Source organism: Oceanobacillus sp. FSL K6-2867, from assembly GCF_037963145.1.
Taxonomy (GTDB): Bacteria; Bacillota; Bacilli; order Bacillales; family Amphibacillaceae; genus Oceanobacillus.
In genome coordinates this window covers 3,856,766-3,875,642 of record NZ_CP150144.1, presented here as the reverse complement: position 1 = coordinate 3,875,642, position 18,877 = coordinate 3,856,766, and the positions used below count along the sequence as shown (strand labels likewise).

Here is an 18,877-nt window from a genome sequence, read left to right as displayed (position 1 = left end):
TCATTACGAGATGGAGTTAACAGTATGAACGATAAATAGTTATTCCAATTGTTCCGCCATAATTTTCTTGTCTTAACAAGGTTAAACCTGTCTGTTCTTTAGGGAGCTTCTCTGTTGGATCATGTTCACAATAAATGATGCCACCAGAGTTAAGTAAATCGATCTTTATCATTTCGTCTATAAGCTCTGCGTAATCCACTTTTCCATACGGTGGATCGATTAAAATAAGATCAAATTTCAACAATCTTTTCGCTGCTGCTTTTATTGCACGATGAGCATCTGCACGAAATACTTCAGCATATTGATCCAGTTTCAATGTTTGGATATTCTCCTGAATTGTATGTATTGCTTTTGGATGTTTATCAACAAATATACCATAATCCATTCCACGGCTTAGCGCTTCGATTCCGAGCGATCCGCTTCCGGCAAATAAATCCAGCACCTTTCCTCCCTCGAAAAAAGGGCCTATCATTTGAAATACTGCTTCTTTCACTTTATCCGTTGTTGGGCGCGTTGATTTACCTGGAACCGCTTTTAATTGCCTGCCTTTATAATCACCTGCAATAACTCGCATGAATTCACCTCAATTTGATGCTATTCGACATATATCCTACCATAAAATAATACATTAGAAAACAATGATCTCACCAGGTTGCACCTAATCATATGTATATATTTATTTTCATTGTCCATACTATCATTATGAATCAACTAGTTATTAGCTTGGTTGTTTCAAACGGAGTAGACTTACACTTCCCCATAAGTTCTTGCTCCGGTTTCTCCTCTCCCTTTGCCTTTTTGTTTTTCAGGAGGAAAAACAAAGGGACCTGCAGAAGTTATTTCTGCAGGTTTTTCTTTTATTCTCAGAAATAAAAAAAGCCTTATAAGAATATTAATCCTATCAAGGCTTATCTAGATTCCCATTTTATAATCATATTGCTTTGCTTTATCTGGTTTCGCATTTTCATAATCTGTACGGACGAAAGGTTTATACGATCTTTCTATCTTGGAAACAAACGAATGCTTCAGTATTTTAGCTTCTATTTTTTCCAGTTCATCCTGGTTAACATAAATTACAGCATACTTTAATCTTTTTGAAGCATAGACCAAATTTCCATATCGCTTCAATTGCTTAATGTTCTTCATATGCTGAAACCAGACAACAATACCTTGTCTATTTGTTCTCACTCAAAAAACCCCACTATCCGTTTAGTTCTTAATTAAAAATCAATACGGCTGAATTTTTGTTCGTCTCTAGGGGTAACCTAAAGACGAACATGAATTGGCTAGGAAGCACACCCACATGCTCCACCACTGCCACAACCACAGCCACTATCTGTAAGTGCAGCACCATCTTTTGGAGCTTTTATTTGCATGCTGACACTCTCAGCAACATACTGACTAATTTCATCCAATAAGTTCTGGAGATTTCGTTCAGCCATTTTAAATGCTGCTACTTTATCATTCATATCCATTTCTCTTTTTACAACACGGATATTTTTCATGATATCATAGTAGTCTGGGTGATAGCGACCAAACCGCTGGACATCCTCGTATTGGTCCTTCATATCTAAAAAAGCTTGTATGAGCTTTTGAGCATCCTCATCCTCATGAAGTGCAGCACGGGTTTGCTTATAGGCTTCCATCGTATCAGATGCCATAACCATTTTGCCAAGTTGCTCAGAACGGTCAAGTATATCCACATATTCTAATGTAGCTATCATTAATACACCCCCACTACTATATAGTATCATTTAATTGGGCAGTTGAAAATAAATTAGATTCTAATCTTTCATTGCTTTTGCTACTTCAGCTAGCATACTGATCATTTGGATTCGGTCATTTAATGTATTTATTTGCTGTGGCAGTGTCTTGCCATAGAAAATTTTAGCTTCTTTCTCCATCTCTTTAATTCTTTCTGGTCCCCTCGATAAATAGCGATACCATTCTGGATTATATCGGACAAATTCTGCGAGCTTTGGATTTTCTCTTAAATATTGCATACTTTGCTGATCCAATGTTTGTCACCTCAGTCTTTGACCCAACTGAATGGATCCTTTTGCGGCTGATTGTTATTCTGTGTTTTTTTAAATTGTGATACTATTTCCTGGATTGCTGTAACTGCTTTACTCAATTGTTCAACCTGACCTTGCATTTTATTAACGTCTAAGTTAGACGTATATTTCATTAGCTGACTGACAAGTTCTGTATTTTTTATAGTGGATTTTTCTTCACTTAAATTTTCTTCATGCTTATCCACTTTAAATTCATCCCAATACGGGTCTTCCTCGCCCAACAACGCCCATTTTTCATAATATTCCTGCCAAGACCTGCCACTCCTTCTGATTTCCTTTATTAAAGCAGGATGCGCATTGATAAATTTTTTAAAAGAAACTACTGACGGATGTAAATCGCCCATATGATCACCCCTTACAATATATAGTCATTTGTACTAACTAATTTATGCATCGGCAATTCATATGTGAAAACCGGAGGCAAAAATTGCACGGAAAAAATATACACTTCGAACTAACCTCCAATTGGAGCATGCCTCGCCGTCCGGGGTCGCTGAGGGCGGATGCTTTCCGCGGGCACGGCCTCAGCCTCTACGGAAGAAAATCACTTCCTACGAGTCTTCAGACACGTGCTGTTCCCGCAGGAGTCACCGCCCTACGCTCACCCAGACTGGTTAGAATACAATACTGTTTTTATTTTTTAATCCATATCATTTATAGTGAACCAATACTAGCGCAGGAAATATACGTAGACTCCTGCGGGAGGAAGGGCGGCATCGGTGAGACCATGCAGTGCGATAGCACAAGGTGGCTCACCAGCCCCCTAAGGTGCATGAAATATATTTCCGGAGCGGGTTAACGCATAATCCATAATTGCATATTAATCCGCAGTTTCTTTAAACTACAATTAATCTTGAATTTTGTTCATGTTAGTTATAGATGCAGCAGTTACAAAAAATGTCCTAAGCGTATTTCTCGCTTAGGACAATCTGCGTTATAATGGCTTATCAAGAAAATTTTGTGTGTAATATAGCCGGTACACGCCGACTCCAATGTGGGTATAGTCGTCACTTAACAAAGCTTCACGATGTCCTTCACTATTTAACCAGCCTTCCATCGCAGCTGGTGCATCCGGGTATTGAGCTGCGATATTTTCACCCGCTGCAAGATAAAAAACATCCTCTGCTTCTAAACGTTCTTTCAACCCATCTCCATTTAAACTGTAATGGGAAAAATAATTATTTTCTTCCATATCCTTACTATGAAGAAATGCTACATTGCTTACACTTTCTTTCCAATCTAACATACTCTTGCCATGTCGATGTCTTATTATATTCGTCAGATCATAAATCTGTTGTTCCATCCCCTCTTCAATTTCTTGCCATTCACCATCAGTAAAGTTAGGTTCATCTGGCAGCTTGCCCCGATATTCAATTTCATATGGACGATGCTTTAACAGTGTATCTGCGGTTAAAACGCGAACGGACGATAGCTTATCAGTAAATGTATCAAAATAAAGCTGAATAAACGTGCTATCATTTAACTTTACAAGTGGCCTTACTCCTATATCCTCTTCCGAAATTCTAAATGTATACGATGATATGCCATTATTATAGGAAACTTCATCCGTAAAGCCGAATTTCTGATTAACTTCCTCATACGGCTGCCCTATGTTAATAGGCTCTGTATCCAAATTTTCTCCTGTTGCAAAAATAGTTTTAACAACATCATCTTCTATCCCAAATTGTACATATTGATTAGTGGAATTCGTATACACCCACCATTCGTAATCATATGCACTTTTGTCGATCCTTATTGGTTCACCAAAATCCTTTTTCAGTTCATCACTCGATTTGCCTATCCATTGAAATATATTCCCTTCTAATGGAACAGGCTCAATGTTCACTTCTTCAGGTGAAATTTTTGATTCTAATACATGTCGTTTTTCTTTTACAATATCTGTAACTTGCTGAACAACTTCTTTTGGTGAAGTTTCCGTTCGATCCAGTACATAAAAACCCGCGATTGCTAGTAACGATAATAAAAATAGATTTCGAATTATTCGCATCGGCAACTTCTCCTTCTTTATACGTAGCTTTTTATAATTACTTCTTTCCTTTTCAAATAAAAGACATCCCATCTTAAAATAAATTCAAAAAACTAGTTCATCATTAAAAACTTGGGTAAGTAAAACTCGATCTACCTATTTATAGAATTTAAGTGATAAAGTTATTCATATTCTCTTTACCCTATTATTATATTTATTATCACAATTATATACCTATTCAATAGATAATAATCGGTTTTTAATTGCATATTAAGCGTTTTCGTACTATCATTATACAATGAGGACTAATATATGAGGTGAAAAAAATGAGATTGGAAAATACGGGTATTGAAGATTCAATTGTAGATTTAAGACCTCTTGATCATTTAACTGGCAAACATGCATTCATTCGTGCAGGACAATGGGACTATGAAAGAGTTACTTATGATTACAGAATTGGATCACAAGAGAAGAACGTTACATATTACATTCGTATCCAAGGACATGCTATTGAAGGTGATGTTGATAAAGGTGACGCTGTCATTAAATTACTAACACCACTACTTGGCAAACATTACTACCCACATGGAGTCGAGTATGGAGAAGCTGAAAATTTTCCTGAAAGTTTAGTGGAAAGAGCGCACACACTTGTTGCAAAAGTCGCTGATGAAATTCAACATTATAAAAAGTGATTTTCGCTTTGCTAAAGCAATAAGAAACCAGCTGGTAATTTACCAGCTGGTTTCTTTCCATTTAAAAGCCTAAAATTGCCTTAATCATACTTGTTGTTTCTCCACCATCATAGATAACATACAATAGTAAGTATACTGCAACACCGGTAATAGCAGTGAAGAACCAAATAATACTCGTTACAGGTCCTATTTTTTCATGTTTCGTTATATTTCTCTTTAAAGCTAATACAATCGTAACAATTCCAAACACAGCACCGGTTGTAGCTAAAATAATATGGAAAATGAGGAAAAGGGTATAATAGATTTTAATATCATCCGGTCCCCCAAAACTCGTATTTCCAGCAAAAATTGTACGTGACATATAAATAATAAAAAACAGAATCGCACTGAATGCAGCTGAAAGCATCACTTTCTTATGTGCATTTTTCTTTCCTTTTATAATTAATATCCAACCAATTGCAACTAAAATTGCACTGAGGACAATAAAAAAAGTACTTAGTGTTGGTAAAAATGGCATAACTCACGAATCCTTTCTAGATAAAGTAAAACTTTGTTCAGCAGGAATTTCCGTACCCCGACTGAATGTCAATAAGGCAAGGCTATCATCTAGAACCCTTGGAACAGACTCAGGAACTAGTTGGATGTTTAAACGTTTCTCTTCCTATTCTGCAGTTGTTGGAAGAGGGTCAATCGTCTGACTTCCTTTTGAGAACCATTTAAAGAATATGATTGCAAGTACGATTCCATACGTAATTTCCTGCATGATTTTCATAATAATGCCGCCGAGTTGTTGATCCTCAACTGTATCCATGCTCGTAAACATTTCAGGGCCGGAAAGAGCTGGCGTTAAACCTTGAAGTACATCACCTGGTACGCATAACGCTAAAGCTTGAAGCCAAGAACCATCTTGTGTATACGCTGCAAATAGTGGCTCTGGTGCAAAAATAATAAGTACACAGGCTGGTGTTATCAAAACACTGTTACCAATGATATATGCCATTTTCATCAATGGGTGCAGCTTGTCCAATTCCTTTATTGGAGATAGTAAAGGGAACCATACAATAAAAGCTGAAATAAACAAAATCAGCGATGTAGATGTATGCATAATCTGTGATTCTTTCGCAAAATTGAAAACTACTGGCATGTGATAAAAAGAAAATAAAACGTTAAATAACAGTAATGAAATTAGCGGCTTCGTTAAAAACTTGAATATAGGTTTAATAACCGGTGTATAAACAGCTTTTTTCCATAGCCATTCTGGGATCCCTTTTAACATAAAAATAGGCACAACGAGTAAGTAAATTGCCATTTGTATCATATGTGCTGTCAATGTAATATGTGAAAGCAAGTCTATTGGAGATCCTTTTACAATGTAAAGCAAGACAAGCGAAAGATAAAAGAGACTTTGCTGCTTAACAGTTGGTCTGGCATCCCCTCCAAATTTATGACGGTATGGGCCTGTAATTAAATAATATAAAATAGCAAGACCAACAATAAAAAGGAAATAATAGGGACTCCACAATGCCCGAAAACCAAAAATTTGTAATTCTAACCACATCATTAATCACTCCATATACTGGACTATCTTTATATTATAACGTATAAACCAAATAAATTCTTTTGTTATTGTGACAAATTTGTTAGAGAACTTAGTACACATTGAATTCATAAAAAAACTTTACATAGGTTAGCCAGCTAAGTTATTATACTTCCCTGAAAAAAAAGATCGGGATATATACATCCCGATCTTTTTCTATTTCAAATTACAGAGTTTTTACCACCAAATAATGGTTGCAAAAGTAACTCCGACTAAAAATGTAACCCATATTCCACCAAAGATTAATAGCGCTGGGAATTCATGTCCCTTATCCTTCAAGTGCATGAAATAATAAAATTGGAATCCCACTTGGACAATAGCCAAAATGAGTATTAATGGAATTACAAACATAGAATTGATTCCCATACCAACTGCAAAAAAAGCAATCAACGTGAAGAAAATCATTAATGCGAAAGAAACGATTTGTTTTCTCATTTCATCTCGATTTTTTTCTCTTTGGAACGAATTAATTTTGCTGGTACTTGTATTTTCCGTCATAAATTAACTCACCATCCCCATTAGATATACTACTGTAAAGATGAATACCCATACAACGTCAATAAAGTGCCAATATAATGCAAACGTATTGAATTTCGGGGCATTATATAGGTTTAATCCTCTTTTAGCATTTCGTACCATGAGGGTAATCAGCCAACTCAGTCCGAAAATAACGTGTCCTCCGTGGAAACCAACTAATGTATAGAATGCTGATCCAAATGCAGAGGAACGGAATGTAAACTCATAATCATGAATATAGTGAGCAAATTCATAAATTTCACAAGCTAAGAAACCAATTCCTAATAGTGCTGTAATCCCCATCCAAAGCATCATCTTTTTAAAATCATTATTCTTCATATGATATATAGCATACACACTAGTAAGTGAGCTTGTTAATAACAAAACAGTCATTAAGAATACTAATTCTAATCCAAATAAATCTTGTGATGTTGGACCACCAGCCGTTGAATTTCTTAAAGCTAGATACGTTCCGAAAAAACAAGCAAAAAGAACTGTTTCTCCTCCAAGGAAGAACCATAAACCTAGAAATTTATGTTTTCCTTCCGTTGTTGCTTTTGCAGGATCTTCTGGCATCGTTTTCGGATTTAAGGAATGATCATGACTCATCTCAGTCAGCCTCCCTTTCTAGTTCTTCTTTGGAAATATGAAATCCAAGATCATCTTTCAATGAACGGATTACCATAGAACCAATCGCAATCGCCATACCAGCATATATTGCTATTAACCAAGCTTTATGATCAGTCTGATAAATGAAACCGAAAGCAGCGATAAAGAAACCAGCTGTCATAATTAATGGAAGAATAGATCCGTTAGGCATATGAATTTCATCCAATGGCTCTGCGGGAGTCATTTTTCCATTTCCTTCTGTTTTCTCAATCCATAATGGATCAAGTCCTCTTACTAAAGGCATTTGTTTAAAATTATAAAACGGTGGTGGTGAAGGAATTGTCCACTCTAATGTACGAGCATCCCATGGATCTGCAGGTGCTTTTTTGCCTTTAGCAGCAGTATAAACAATGTTAACGAGAAAAACTAATGTACCAAATGTCATAAAGAAAGCACCGATTGTACTGATCAGGTTTCCAGTATCAAGTCCTTGGTTTTCCAAGAAGACCCAATAACGACGCGGCATTCCCATTAGTCCAAGAAAATGCTGGATAAAAAACGTTAAATGGAATCCAATAAAGAATGTCCAGAACGATAGTTTACCCATACCTTCATGAAGAATTCTACCGAACATTTTTGGCCACCAATAATGACAAGCAGCAAATAAACCAAATACAACCCCACCAACGATTACATAGTGGAAGTGTGCAACGACGAAGTAGGAATCATGATATTGATAATCCGCAACGTTTGACCCGAGCATAACCCCTGTCATACCCCCAATTGTAAATGAAGGAATAAATGCAAGCGCCCAAAGCATTGCTGAATTAATGACAATACTTCCGCCCCACATTGTAAATAGCCAGTTAAATATTTTTATACCTGTCGGAACAGCAATTGCCATCGTTGCAACAGCAAATATCGAGTTAGCTACCGGTCCTAAACCTACTGTAAACATGTGGTGTGCCCAAACCATAAATCCTAAAAATGCAATCAAAAAGGTTGCAAATACCATTGCTGAATAACCAAATAATCGCTTTTTAGAGAACGCAGGCAAGACTTCACTAAACACCCCGAATACAGGTAAAATCAGTATATACACTTCAGGGTGACCGAAAATCCAGAATAAATGCTGCCATATGACTGAGTTTCCGCCAAGTGCTACATCAAAGAACGCTGAACCAAACATACGGTCGAACATTAATAAAAACAATCCAACAGTTAATGCAGGAAACGCGAACAAGGTTAGTACACTTGTTACAAAAGTAGTCCATGTAAATAATGGCATACGCATATAAGTCATCCCAGGTGCACGCATCGCTACAATGGTAACAAGAAAGTTAATACCACTCATTAATGTTCCTGCACCAGATAGCTGTAATCCCATGACATAAAAGTCAGTTCCATGTCCAGGTGATTGAATTGATAATGGAGCATATGCAGTCCATCCTGCATCAGGCGCTCCTCCCAAAAACCAACTACAGTTTAATAGGATACCACCTGAAAAGAACAACCAAAATCCGAGTGCATTTAAAAATGGAAAAGCAACGTCACGTGCCCCGATTTGCAGTGGCATGATATAGTTCATAAGACCGAATAACAATGGTGTCGCTGCAAGGAATATCATGGTTGTTCCGTGCATTGTGATCATTTCATTGTACAAACCTGCACTAATAAAATCATTTTCAGGCTTAATTAACTGAATTCGAATAATAAGAGCTTCTAGTCCACCTAGCAGGAAAAAGAACCCACCACCTATTAAGTACAAAATTCCAACCTTTTTATGGTCAACGGTGGTTAAGTAGTCCCATAGCACAGCACTAAAAGCTCTCTTTTGAGTAGCTGCATTACTCAAAGCTTAAACCTCCCTTTTGTGTCTTTCATCCCAATTATATATTTTTTTAATTCCCAGCGCTTTCAGGTGTTACTTCAGAAGGCTTTAATTGCAGTAAATATTCAGCAATGCTATTCGCCTCTTCTTCAGAAATACTAGGATATGCACCTGTCATTTTATTTCCAGGCTTAATTGACTCAGGATCCAAAATCCAATCAACCAGGTTTTCTTTAGTTGGTTCTAGAATACCAGCAATTGTAGAGCGGTTCCCAAAGTTTGTTAAGTTAGGTCCAGTTGCAGCAGGTGAAGATCCAATTGCATGACATGCCATACAGTTATTTGCTTCAAACAATTCTTTACCTTCTTGAGCTACAGCATCTTGTGGTTCTTGTTCTGGATCAACTGCTTGCATATCAGCCACCCATTGCTCATATTCTTCCGGACTGACTGCAATTACTTTAAAGTCCATCAATGAATGCGATGGTCCGCAAAGCTCAGCACATTTACCCCAGTAAACGCCTTCTTCATAGGCTTCAATGTACATTGTGTTTACGTTTTCCGGACTAACATCCATTTTCCCAGCAATGGTTGGTACCCAAAACGAGTGAATAACATCTGAGGATTGCATGTTCAGGTATACTCTTTCACCTGTAGGAATATACAAATCCTGACTTGTTACAATTTCTTCCCCATCATAATTAAAATGCCACCAATATTGATTTCCTGTAACCTCAATGTTGATGTGTTCACTTGCATTGGATGTATCTGCTAAATCAAACGTAGCAATTACAGTCGGTACACCCATAATTAAAACTAGCACTATCGGTATGATTGTCCAAACCGTTTCCAGTGTGTGGTTTCCTTCTACTTGCTTTGGAATGTAATCTTCCTGCCCTTTCTTTCTTCGGAAACGGACTAAAGCAATAACGTAGATAATCATAACGACGACAAAAACTCCAACCATAATTAATGTTGTAAGAATAATTAAATTCATCGAGCTTTCTGCTCCATACCCTTTTGGCGCGAGCGCTGTTAAATTTTCTTTACCACACGCGGTCAAAAATAGAGACAACATTGTAAACAGTAATAGTGCCTTAGTTTTTCCCATCCAACCTTCCATGTATTAATACCTCTCTTTCTTCTTGTTGTTTCCTTATATATATTTATTTAAGGACAAACGGTTAGTTAAATATAGGCAATGTCACGATAATCATTAATGGAAATAAAATGATCAGGTAGTTTAACGAATAGATAAACATGATATTTGCCCATTTTAAATCATCTTTCATAAAGAAGCCTCTAAATCCTAATACAAGCCAACCAATATTAAGTAATACCGCAATAACTACAAATGTCGTTCCCAGTGTGACGAGTAAAAATGGCAGTGGAAGCAGACAGGCAGTATAAACTACAATTTGGCGTTTTGTAAATTCAAACCCGTAGACGACAGGTAACATAGGTACCCCCGCAGCTCGGTAATCCTCGGTTTTTTTCATTGCCAGAGCAAGAAAATGAGGTGTTTGCCAGATGAACATAATTAAAAACATAACAACTGGAACAATATGCAAAGAAGGATCAAATGCTGCCCATCCGATCAGCGGCGGCATAGCACCTGAAATACTTCCGATTGCCGTGTTTAATGTATAACGACGTTTTGACCACATTGTATACAGTACGACATAAACAAACCATCCAATAAAAGCAAAAAGTGCAGCTAATGCAGTCGTAAACAATAACATTATAAGTCCTGCCGCAGTAGTCACAAGTCCAACAATTAATGCTGTTTTAAGAGATATAAACCCAGTAACCGTCGGGCGTTTTTTTGTTCTGTTCATTTTGGGATCAATGTCTGCATCATACCAATTATTAATAATACAGCCACCAGCAATAACGAGCACACTACCAACCATTGTGAGTAAAAAAGTTCCCCAATGGGATATAAAGGAAGAGTTCGAAAAATGGACTGCTAACCAAAAACCGGCAAAAACAGTAATCATATTCGAGTTTACAATACCTATTTTTATAAGCGCTTTTATTTCATTAAAAAACACTCCGATTTTCCCTTTGTTGGATAATGCTGCATCACCGATCATTTCAGAATATGATGTTTCCGCTTTATTCATTAATTTCCCCCCTTTAACCCCCGCAAAAAGACACGTTAAATAACCAGAAGTCTTATTCATTCCATGAATTCTGATTCTAAGTCCTATTGTATCACGGAATTAATTTACAATCTAATTAACTTACCAATTCACTAAATAGTTTACAACATAATTGCAGTGGATATGTGACAATTAAGTGAAATTTTCGAGGTTTATTAACACCAATTGAAATATGTATAATGCCAATTATTTGGGATGGCTGCAAACATCCCTATATTATTTCTAGCAAACAACGTAAATTAATGCAAGCTTTTTTCCTATTTGCATAGTGAAAACGCATGTAAAACATGATACTATTACAATTGTATGTATATTAGTAGTTTCGAAGCAATTTTCATTGCAATAAAAGTTAATCTGATATTATGATTAACCTATTAATAGTTTTTAATCATTAGAAGTGAGGCTGTCGAGTATATGATTAAATTTTTACGAACCTTATCATTAATTGCAACAATTTCAATGCTTTTTCTTCTATTAGGAGGAGCATTGGTTACAAAGACTGGCTCTGAGGATGGCTGTGGGGATAGCTGGCCGCTTTGTGAAGGTGAATTAATACCATCTGAATTTACTTTTGAAATGGTAATTGAGTTAAGCCATCGCGCTGTTTCTGGAGCAGCTGGAATCGTTGTACTAACACTAGCAATTTTATCCTGGATTAAAATTGGTCATGTCCGTGAAGTGAAATTCCTGGCATTTTCTTCTGTTTTCTTTATTATCCTGCAGGCATTAATTGGTGCAGCAGCTGTAGTTTGGGGACAGTCCGATTTTGTACTTGCTGCCCATTTCGGTATATCTTTATTATCGTTTGCAGCAGTCTTCCTGCTCATGCTGCTAATTTTTGAATTAGATAAGAAGTTACATACCGAATCACTATTTATTAAAAAAAATCATCGCTTGCAGATTTACGCGCTATCCATCTATACAATGGTTGTAGTGTACACAGGTGCGCTGGTACGACATACTGAATCCAATCTTGTTTGTGGTGACTGGCCATTCTGTACAAATACCACTCCACTTTCTTTTTCTGATTATGATTTTAATCAGTGGGTACAGATGGGACACCGATTCGCGGCAGGTATACTGTTTATTTGGACATTAATCTTAATGATTAACATGATCAAAAACTATCGTTCCAACAATGTAATGTATTGGGGATGGATTATTACATTTATTTTGATTTCCCTGCAGGTTTTATTTGGTGCATTGATTATATTTACTTTACTAAACCTTGGTGTAGCACTAATGCATGCATTAGTAATCTCCTGCTACTTTGGAATGCTAAGTTATTTTATCCTCCTATCAAACAGGAGTGCTAAAAAAGAAAAAACAGGAATGGCTAAATAGCCATTCCTGTTTTTTTCTGTTCATCAAATAATTATTCAAATTCAATCAGCAAATCATTTACTTCTATTGAATCTCCAGCATTCACGTGAATTGCCTTAATTACGCCTTCGTATGGTGCTTGAATAGTTGTTTCCATTTTCATTGCCTCTGTTGTTAGAATATGTTCTCCCTTGGCAACAGTATCTCCCTTTGCACAATTAACAGCAAGCACAGTTCCTGGCATTGTAGCACCAATTTGCCTATCGTTTGACTTATCGACTTTCGGTCTTGCAGAAAGCAGGGACTCAATACTATTATCTTTAACTCTGATTTCACGTGACTGTCCATTTAATTCAAAATAGAAAACGCGCGTACCATCATCCTTTGGTTCAGAAATTGAAACAAGTTTCATAATTAACGTTTTACCCTTTTCAATTTCTACTTCAATCTCTTCACCTAAGTTCATACCATAGAAGAATGTAGGTGTATCTAAGACAGACATATCTCCATATTGCTCACAGAAATGATGATAATCCATAAATACCTTAGGATACAATGCATATGCAATTACATCAAAGCTCGTCACTTGACGATCTAATGAATTAAATAATTCATCTCTTAATCCTTTGAAATCAACCGGTTCCAATAACTCCCCTGGTCTCACTGTGATTGCTTCTCTTCCTTTAAGGATAATCTTCTGCAGCTCTTCTGGAAAACCTTGATATGGCTGACCAATAAAACCTTGGGCAAACTCGATAACAGAATCTGGGAAATCAATTGAATACCCTTTTTCATAAATATCTTCCTCAGTTAAATTATTTTGAACCATAAATAATGTCATATCACCAATTACTTTTGAAGAAGGTGTTACCTTAACGATGTCACCAAACATGTCATTAACCTTACGGAACATCGTTTTTACTTCATTCCAGCGTTCTCCCAGCCCTACTGCCTTTGCTTGCTGTTTTAGATTACTATACTGGCCTCCAGGCATTTCATGGTTATATATTTCCGTATGAGGTGCCTTCATTCCACTTTCAAAATCTTGATAATATTCTCTAATACCTTCCCAATAATGCGAAATTTCTTCATACGCGTTAATATCAATCTGAGGCTTACGTTCATTACCTTCTAATGCATGATAAAGTGTCTGTGCGCTCGGCTGTGAAGTTAACCCAGACATTGGACCAGCTGCAACGTCCACAACGTCTACCCCGGCATCAATTGCTCTTGCATACGTATAAATTCCATTTCCACTTGTGTCATGGGTATGCAAATGAATCGGAATGTCTACAGTTTCTTTTAAACTAGCTATCAATTGATATGCTGCCTCTGGCTTCAATAAGCCTGCCATATCCTTAATCCCTAAAATATGGGCACCGGACTGTTCCAGCTCTTTCGCCATGTTTTTATAGTAATTGATATCATATTTCTCCCGGCCTTTGTCGAGAATATCACCAGTGTAACAAAGCGTAGCTTCTGCGATTTTGTTATTTTCACGAACGGATTCAATCGCAAGCTTCATTCCTTCAATCCAATTTAAGCTGTCGAAAATACGGAAAACATCAATGCCTGCATTTGAACTTTTTTCTACAAATTCACGAATTAAATTATCCGGATAATTTTTATAGCCTACTGCATTGCTTGAACGTAATAGCATTTGGAATAAAACATTTGGCATTTTCTCACGCAGTGCAAGCAGTCTTGTCCAAGGATCCTCTTTTAAGAAACGGTATGCAACATCAAATGTCGCTCCTCCCCACATTTCTACGGAAAATAGGTTTGGCAATAGACGAGCTGTTGGTTCAGCAATATGCAGTAAATCCGTCGTTCTGACTCGCGTTGCCAACAATGATTGATGTGCATCACGGAAAGTCGTATCTGTTAGTAATACTTCTTTCTGGTCCTTCAACCAATTCGCTAACCCTTCTGGTCCTTTTTCATCTAAAATTTGCTTTGTTCCTTTAGGAATCGCTTGATGATAGTCCACTTCCGGAATTAACAACGGCGAAAATTCAGGCTTTTTCTTTTTCGCCACTCCATCTACTCCGTTCAGCGTTGTATTCGCAATATAGGTAAGCATCTTTGTACCACGGTCTTTTCGTTTTGGAAAGACGAAAAGCTCTGGAGTATTATCGATAAATGTTGTGTCATATTGACCCGACAGGAATTTTTCATGCAATATTACATTTTCCAGGAAATGAATATTCGTTTTAATTCCACGAATTCGGAATTCCTTTAAATTTCGCACCATTTTGATTGCAGCTTGTTCAAATGTTAGTGCCCACGTTGAAACTTTAACTAGCAGTGAATCATAGTGTGGTGAGATAACAGCACCTTGATAAGCGTTCCCTGCATCAAGTCGCACACCAAAACCTCCGCCACTGCGGTATGCATTAATTCTTCCAGTATCTGGCATGAAATTATTTAACGGATCTTCTGTTGTAATCCTGGATTGAATTGCAAATCCGTGAATTGTAATTTCTTCCTGCGCTGGTATTCCTACCGATTCATCATGCAAACTATAGCCATCTGCCACTTTAATTTGCGTTTGAACAACATCAATCCCAGTAATCATTTCTGTGATCGTATGCTCTACTTGCACACGCGGATTCACTTCAATAAAGTAAAATTCATCATTGGTAACAAGGAATTCAACTGTCCCAGCATTTATGTAGCCTACATTTTCCATCAAGTCTACTGCAGCATTACAAATGCGTTCACGTAATTCATCTGTAAGTGACAAGCTCGGCGCCACTTCTATTACTTTTTGATGTCTGCGCTGTACAGAACAATCTCTTTCATGCAAATGAACAATGTTTCCATGCTTATCTCCAAGGATTTGCACTTCAATGTGTTTTGGATTTTCGATGAATTTCTCCACATAGATTTCATCATTACCAAAAGCTGCTTTAGCTTCAGATTTAGCACGATCGTATGCTTCGCGAACCTCATCCTCATTACGGACAATTCGCATACCCCGACCACCACCGCCTAGTGATGCTTTAATAATGATTGGATATCCGTATTTCTCCCCAAATGCTTCCACATCTTCAACTGTTCCTACAGCCCCGCCACTGCCAGGAATGATCGGCAGATTTGCTTTTTCTGCTTGCTCTCTTGCTTTCACTTTATCTCCGAACATATTTAAATGCTCACTTGTAGGACCAATAAAGATAATTCCTTCTTCTTCACAACGTCTTGCAAAGTTAATATTTTCCGATAAAAAACCATAACCAGGATGAATTGCATCAACTTGTACTTCTTTTGCAAGATCAATAATTCCTTCGATATCTAAGTATGCATCGATTGGCTTTTTGCCTTTACCGATTAAATATGCTTCATCCGCTTTAAAACGGTGGAAAGAAGCTGAATCTTCACTAGAATAAATTGCTACCGTACGAATGTTTAGCTCTGTACAAGCTCGAAACACCCGAATTGCAATCTCTCCACGGTTAGCAACCAGTACTTTTTTGATCTGTTTTAATTCTGCCATCTTTTATCACTCCTGTTATAATTAATCGTTTTTCTTTCTACATTCGACTTCTCTTTGATTCCATCATTTTCCTGCGTCTTAACTTCACTTGCAATATTGTTAAGAATCCCCATTGAAATCAACATAATGAGAAGTGATGAGCCTCCATAACTAACAAACGGAAGTGGTACACCGGTAATCGGTAGCAGTCCACTAATTGATCCAAGGTTTATAAATGTTTGAATTCCAACCATGGAAGAAATTCCTAATGCTAGTAATGCCCCGAAACTATCGTTGCATTTTCTAGCTATAAAAATACCACGCAATACGATGATTGCCAGCATTCCTATCACAATAAGTACGCCAATAAAGCCTAGCTCTTCAGCTACAATTGCCATAATGAAATCTGTATGGGCTTCCACCAGATAGCCTAGCTTTTGTACACTTTGACCTAGTCCTTCGCCAGTTATTCCACCAACACCAATAGCAACATAGGATTGGATTAATTGATATCCATCAGAATCTGGAGTTGCAAAAGGCTCATAAGCCCCCGTAAATCGTGATAGCCTTTCATCTGTAACTAAAAAGGGTCCGGCAAGCAATGCTAGTACCACACCTATTGCGATCAAGATAGAAAGGTGTTTCAATCGTATCCCTGAACTAAAAATAACGGTACAAGCAATCAGAAAAATAATCGATGCAGTTCCGATATCTGGTTGAAGGACGATTAGTCCTAAAACAATTCCAGTAAGTATGAGCGGTGGCAACACACCTGTATTAAACTGATTTATGTATGCTTGTTTCTTCGAATAGACGGAAGCCAGATACATAATCAGACCGAGCTTCGCAAATTCTGCTGGTTGCATACTAGCTGGACCAATTTGGAACCATGATTTCGCGTTATTTACAGAATTCCCGAAAATAAGCACAGCGACAAGCAAGATAACAATGAATAAAATAATAAACTTCATTAGTTTCTGATAGTACTTGTAAGGAAATATGCTGCACAGGATAAAACCTAACATTCCGACTACAAACCAAACCGATTGGCGTATTAAATAATGCGTACTTTCGTTTCCTTCTACAACGGCTGTCACCATACTTGCGCTATAAATCATGACAATCCCAAAACCAGCTAATAGTATTGGTGTAATCATTAAGGTAAAATCGTAGTCTTTTAATCTCTTAAGCATCCTACTTCTCCCAACCATATGTTATTTAAGAGGTTGTTCAAAAAGTCCGGCAAAAATGACACATTATGAACAAGAGACCTTCGACTAACCGCCGAAGTATTCTATATTGAACATTGAAGTCAGCAGATTATTCTGCGCAAGCTTAGTACTCAATGCTTGCTGTGCCTCAAGCTTAAACACAGAAGACGTTGTGAATTTAGCCGGCCCGCCCTTTTAACCTTCTTTTTCAAACACAAAATTTAAGTATCGATGAAAGAAATTTAAATAACTATAACATATTTTTGTAAGTCTCGTCTTCTATATTGTTATTATTTTTTCAAATCATCTATAAATTTATAGGTAATTCCTATTAAAAATCTAGCAATTAAACAAAAAAACCTTGCCACTTTCTTGCTGGCAAAGTTTTGCTTTGTCACATTACATCATTAAGCCAATACAATGGACTGCTTAATCAAACCGAATTTTGTGAAGCTTCATGCAATATGTTAAGCTTCTTCTCAAGATTCTCAAGAAGTGCTCTTCCTTCATTCTCGCTGATTAAGTCTAGACGCACAGCAAAATCAATTTCCCTTGAGAGACCAAACATTTGCGTATCCAAAACATCTTCATAGACTGGACATTGCGGCATCGTTAAATTCTCTATTTGAACTTCAATTAGTCGTAATATGTTGTCAGCGTCAGCCTTAAGAAGGGCATGGGCTTTTTCACGGTGATCGATAGTCGCCTCTGGCATCAATAAAATCCCCTCCGTTAGAAAGACTTCTTTGTATATATTATATTAGCGTTAGCTACAAGAAAATGCAAACAAAAGCGTAAATTTTTTTTATAAAAAATAATTCTTATCAGATGAAATAATAGTTCATGTCTGCTATCCTTGATAAAGATATAGAATTAGGGGTGAAATAATGATTGTACCAATTTTAGGAAACGTTTTCTATTCCATCACACTAGATCCAACTGTATGGATTTTTGATGATAGAAAAATATTATTGGATGAAGCTTTTTCCGGGAAGGGCAGTAATTCGGAAGAAGCAGATGATTTAGAATTAGCATCTCAACGTTTCAACCGGGAGATTTTTGAAGTTAAAATGAATCGTCCTCCTGTAAATAGAAGCATCTCCAAATTGGAAGGAGAAAAAATACTGAAAAATTCCTATGTTATGCCTTTGTATGATTTTATACAAAATGCAGAGGTTAAACCCGATGCAACACATGGAGTTTTATTATCAGAGTACGAAGAAACAAAAATTTCATTAACTGACCTTGAAAATGGCTATTTTCTTTTCGCAGTTGACGGAAAACCAATAAAGGATAATGGACCTGTTCATTTCTTCTACCAAGACGGCTCCAATAAAGACAATCCAATAACAAACATTAAAAAAATTATTATCCACTAAAAGGTCTGCTTTCCATG

19 protein-coding genes are annotated in these 18,877 nt (G+C 36.9%); 3 read left to right on the top strand and 16 right to left on the bottom strand.

The window, feature by feature from the left end; all coding sequences use genetic code 11:
- Nucleotides 1-16: 16 nt before the first annotated feature.
- From rsmD to NSQ77_RS18705, 6 genes are all read right to left on the bottom strand, one after another.
- The gene (rsmD, locus tag NSQ77_RS18730) at nt 17-574 is read right to left on the bottom strand and encodes a 16S rRNA (guanine(966)-N(2))-methyltransferase RsmD (protein ID WP_339227588.1); all 558 of its coding nucleotides are present in this window, start codon (nt 572-574) and stop codon (nt 17-19) included.
- Nucleotides 575-912: 338 nt separating this feature from the next.
- Nucleotides 913-1,188, bottom strand: coding sequence for a DUF2129 domain-containing protein (locus tag NSQ77_RS18725; protein WP_339227587.1), 276 nt, complete (start codon nt 1,186-1,188; stop codon nt 913-915).
- Nucleotides 1,189-1,286: 98 nt separating this feature from the next.
- Nucleotides 1,287-1,724, bottom strand: a complete 438-nt coding sequence (locus NSQ77_RS18720) for a YlbF family regulator (RefSeq protein ID WP_339227586.1) — start codon at nt 1,722-1,724, stop codon at nt 1,287-1,289.
- A 60-nt stretch (nt 1,725-1,784) separates the two neighbouring features.
- A complete protein-coding gene (locus tag NSQ77_RS18715) occupies nt 1,785-2,018 on the bottom strand; it encodes a YlbE-like family protein (RefSeq protein WP_339227585.1) in 234 nt (77 codons plus the stop codon).
- An 11-nt stretch (nt 2,019-2,029) separates the two neighbouring features.
- The gene (locus tag NSQ77_RS18710) at nt 2,030-2,419 is read right to left on the bottom strand and encodes a YlbD family protein (protein ID WP_339227584.1); all 390 of its coding nucleotides are present in this window, start codon (nt 2,417-2,419) and stop codon (nt 2,030-2,032) included.
- Nucleotides 2,420-3,009: 590 nt separating this feature from the next.
- Complete coding sequence (locus NSQ77_RS18705; RefSeq protein WP_339227583.1) at nt 3,010-4,083, bottom strand: CAP domain-containing protein; 1,074 nt, start codon at nt 4,081-4,083, stop codon at nt 3,010-3,012.
- Nucleotides 4,084-4,388: 305 nt separating this feature from the next.
- Here NSQ77_RS18705 and NSQ77_RS18700 point away from each other — a divergent pair, with 305 nt between their 5' ends.
- Nucleotides 4,389-4,754 carry a YugN family protein gene (locus NSQ77_RS18700; RefSeq protein ID WP_339227582.1) on the top strand — a complete coding sequence of 122 codons (366 nt, stop codon included), beginning with the start codon at nt 4,389-4,391 and terminating at the stop codon, nt 4,752-4,754.
- Between the two features lie 61 nt (nt 4,755-4,815).
- Here the strand turns inward: NSQ77_RS18700 and NSQ77_RS18695 are convergent, their stop codons facing one another.
- From NSQ77_RS18695 to cyoE, 7 genes are all read right to left on the bottom strand, one after another.
- Nucleotides 4,816-5,271, bottom strand: coding sequence for a DUF420 domain-containing protein (locus NSQ77_RS18695; protein WP_339227581.1), 456 nt, complete (start codon nt 5,269-5,271; stop codon nt 4,816-4,818).
- Nucleotides 5,272-5,415: 144 nt separating this feature from the next.
- Complete coding sequence (gene ctaG / locus NSQ77_RS18690; RefSeq protein WP_339227580.1) at nt 5,416-6,312, bottom strand: cytochrome c oxidase assembly factor CtaG; 897 nt, start codon at nt 6,310-6,312, stop codon at nt 5,416-5,418.
- A gap of 216 nt (nt 6,313-6,528) precedes the next feature.
- Nucleotides 6,529-6,849, bottom strand: a complete 321-nt coding sequence (ctaF, locus tag NSQ77_RS18685; RefSeq protein WP_339227579.1) for a cytochrome c oxidase subunit IVB — start codon at nt 6,847-6,849, stop codon at nt 6,529-6,531.
- Nucleotides 6,850-6,852: 3 nt separating this feature from the next.
- Nucleotides 6,853-7,476: a cytochrome (ubi)quinol oxidase subunit III gene (locus NSQ77_RS18680; protein ID WP_339227578.1), complete on the bottom strand. Its 624-nt coding sequence runs from the start codon at nt 7,474-7,476 to the stop codon at nt 6,853-6,855.
- A gap of 1 nt (nt 7,477) precedes the next feature.
- Nucleotides 7,478-9,331, bottom strand: coding sequence for a cytochrome c oxidase subunit I (ctaD, locus tag NSQ77_RS18675; RefSeq protein ID WP_339227577.1), 1,854 nt, complete (start codon nt 9,329-9,331; stop codon nt 7,478-7,480).
- Nucleotides 9,332-9,377: 46 nt separating this feature from the next.
- Nucleotides 9,378-10,430: a cytochrome c oxidase subunit II gene (gene coxB, locus NSQ77_RS18670; protein ID WP_339227576.1), complete on the bottom strand. Its 1,053-nt coding sequence runs from the start codon at nt 10,428-10,430 to the stop codon at nt 9,378-9,380.
- Between the two features lie 61 nt (nt 10,431-10,491).
- Nucleotides 10,492-11,433, bottom strand: coding sequence for a heme o synthase (gene cyoE, locus NSQ77_RS18665; RefSeq protein ID WP_339227575.1), 942 nt, complete (start codon nt 11,431-11,433; stop codon nt 10,492-10,494).
- Between the two features lie 453 nt (nt 11,434-11,886).
- On the opposite strand from cyoE, the gene NSQ77_RS18660 reads away from it, so the two are divergent.
- Nucleotides 11,887-12,816 carry a heme A synthase gene (locus tag NSQ77_RS18660; protein ID WP_339227574.1) on the top strand — a complete coding sequence of 310 codons (930 nt, stop codon included), beginning with the start codon at nt 11,887-11,889 and terminating at the stop codon, nt 12,814-12,816.
- Nucleotides 12,817-12,847: 31 nt separating this feature from the next.
- Here the strand turns inward: NSQ77_RS18660 and pyc are convergent, their stop codons facing one another.
- From pyc to NSQ77_RS18645, 3 genes are all read right to left on the bottom strand, one after another.
- Nucleotides 12,848-16,291, bottom strand: coding sequence for a pyruvate carboxylase (gene pyc / locus NSQ77_RS18655; RefSeq protein ID WP_339227573.1), 3,444 nt, complete (start codon nt 16,289-16,291; stop codon nt 12,848-12,850).
- Complete coding sequence (gene ftsW / locus NSQ77_RS18650) at nt 16,279-17,463, bottom strand: putative lipid II flippase FtsW (RefSeq protein WP_339227572.1); 1,185 nt, start codon at nt 17,461-17,463, stop codon at nt 16,279-16,281. Before ftsW ends, pyc begins: the two co-directional genes overlap by 13 nt.
- Before the next feature lie 451 nt (nt 17,464-17,914).
- Nucleotides 17,915-18,196, bottom strand: coding sequence for a YlaN family protein (locus NSQ77_RS18645; RefSeq protein WP_095308458.1), 282 nt, complete (start codon nt 18,194-18,196; stop codon nt 17,915-17,917).
- 172 nt (nt 18,197-18,368) lie between these two features.
- Here NSQ77_RS18645 and NSQ77_RS18640 point away from each other — a divergent pair, with 172 nt between their 5' ends.
- Complete coding sequence (locus NSQ77_RS18640) at nt 18,369-18,860, top strand: hypothetical protein (RefSeq protein ID WP_339227571.1); 492 nt, start codon at nt 18,369-18,371, stop codon at nt 18,858-18,860.
- Nucleotides 18,861-18,877: the final 17 nt, after the last annotated feature.

Coding starts and splice junctions, on each gene's coding strand:
- rsmD (WP_339227588.1), bottom strand. CDS start 574: ATGCGAGTTATTGCAGGTGATTATAAAGGCAGGCAATTAAAAGCGGTT.
- NSQ77_RS18720 (WP_339227586.1), bottom strand. CDS start 1,724: ATGATAGCTACATTAGAATATGTGGATATACTTGACCGTTCTGAGCAA.
- NSQ77_RS18710 (WP_339227584.1), bottom strand. CDS start 2,419: ATGGGCGATTTACATCCGTCAGTAGTTTCTTTTAAAAAATTTATCAAT.
- NSQ77_RS18705 (WP_339227583.1), bottom strand. CDS start 4,083: ATGCGAATAATTCGAAATCTATTTTTATTATCGTTACTAGCAATCGCG.
- NSQ77_RS18700 (WP_339227582.1), top strand. CDS start 4,389: ATGAGATTGGAAAATACGGGTATTGAAGATTCAATTGTAGATTTAAGA.
- NSQ77_RS18695 (WP_339227581.1), bottom strand. CDS start 5,271: ATGCCATTTTTACCAACACTAAGTACTTTTTTTATTGTCCTCAGTGCA.
- ctaG (WP_339227580.1), bottom strand. CDS start 6,312: ATGTGGTTAGAATTACAAATTTTTGGTTTTCGGGCATTGTGGAGTCCC.
- ctaF (WP_339227579.1), bottom strand. CDS start 6,849: ATGACGGAAAATACAAGTACCAGCAAAATTAATTCGTTCCAAAGAGAA.
- NSQ77_RS18680 (WP_339227578.1), bottom strand. CDS start 7,476: ATGAGTCATGATCATTCCTTAAATCCGAAAACGATGCCAGAAGATCCT.
- coxB (WP_339227576.1), bottom strand. CDS start 10,430: ATGGAAGGTTGGATGGGAAAAACTAAGGCACTATTACTGTTTACAATG.
- cyoE (WP_339227575.1), bottom strand. CDS start 11,433: ATGAATAAAGCGGAAACATCATATTCTGAAATGATCGGTGATGCAGCA.
- NSQ77_RS18660 (WP_339227574.1), top strand. CDS start 11,887: ATGATTAAATTTTTACGAACCTTATCATTAATTGCAACAATTTCAATG.
- pyc (WP_339227573.1), bottom strand. CDS start 16,291: ATGGCAGAATTAAAACAGATCAAAAAAGTACTGGTTGCTAACCGTGGA.
- ftsW (WP_339227572.1), bottom strand. CDS start 17,463: ATGCTTAAGAGATTAAAAGACTACGATTTTACCTTAATGATTACACCA.
- NSQ77_RS18645 (WP_095308458.1), bottom strand. CDS start 18,196: ATGCCAGAGGCGACTATCGATCACCGTGAAAAAGCCCATGCCCTTCTT.
- NSQ77_RS18640 (WP_339227571.1), top strand. CDS start 18,369: ATGATTGTACCAATTTTAGGAAACGTTTTCTATTCCATCACACTAGAT.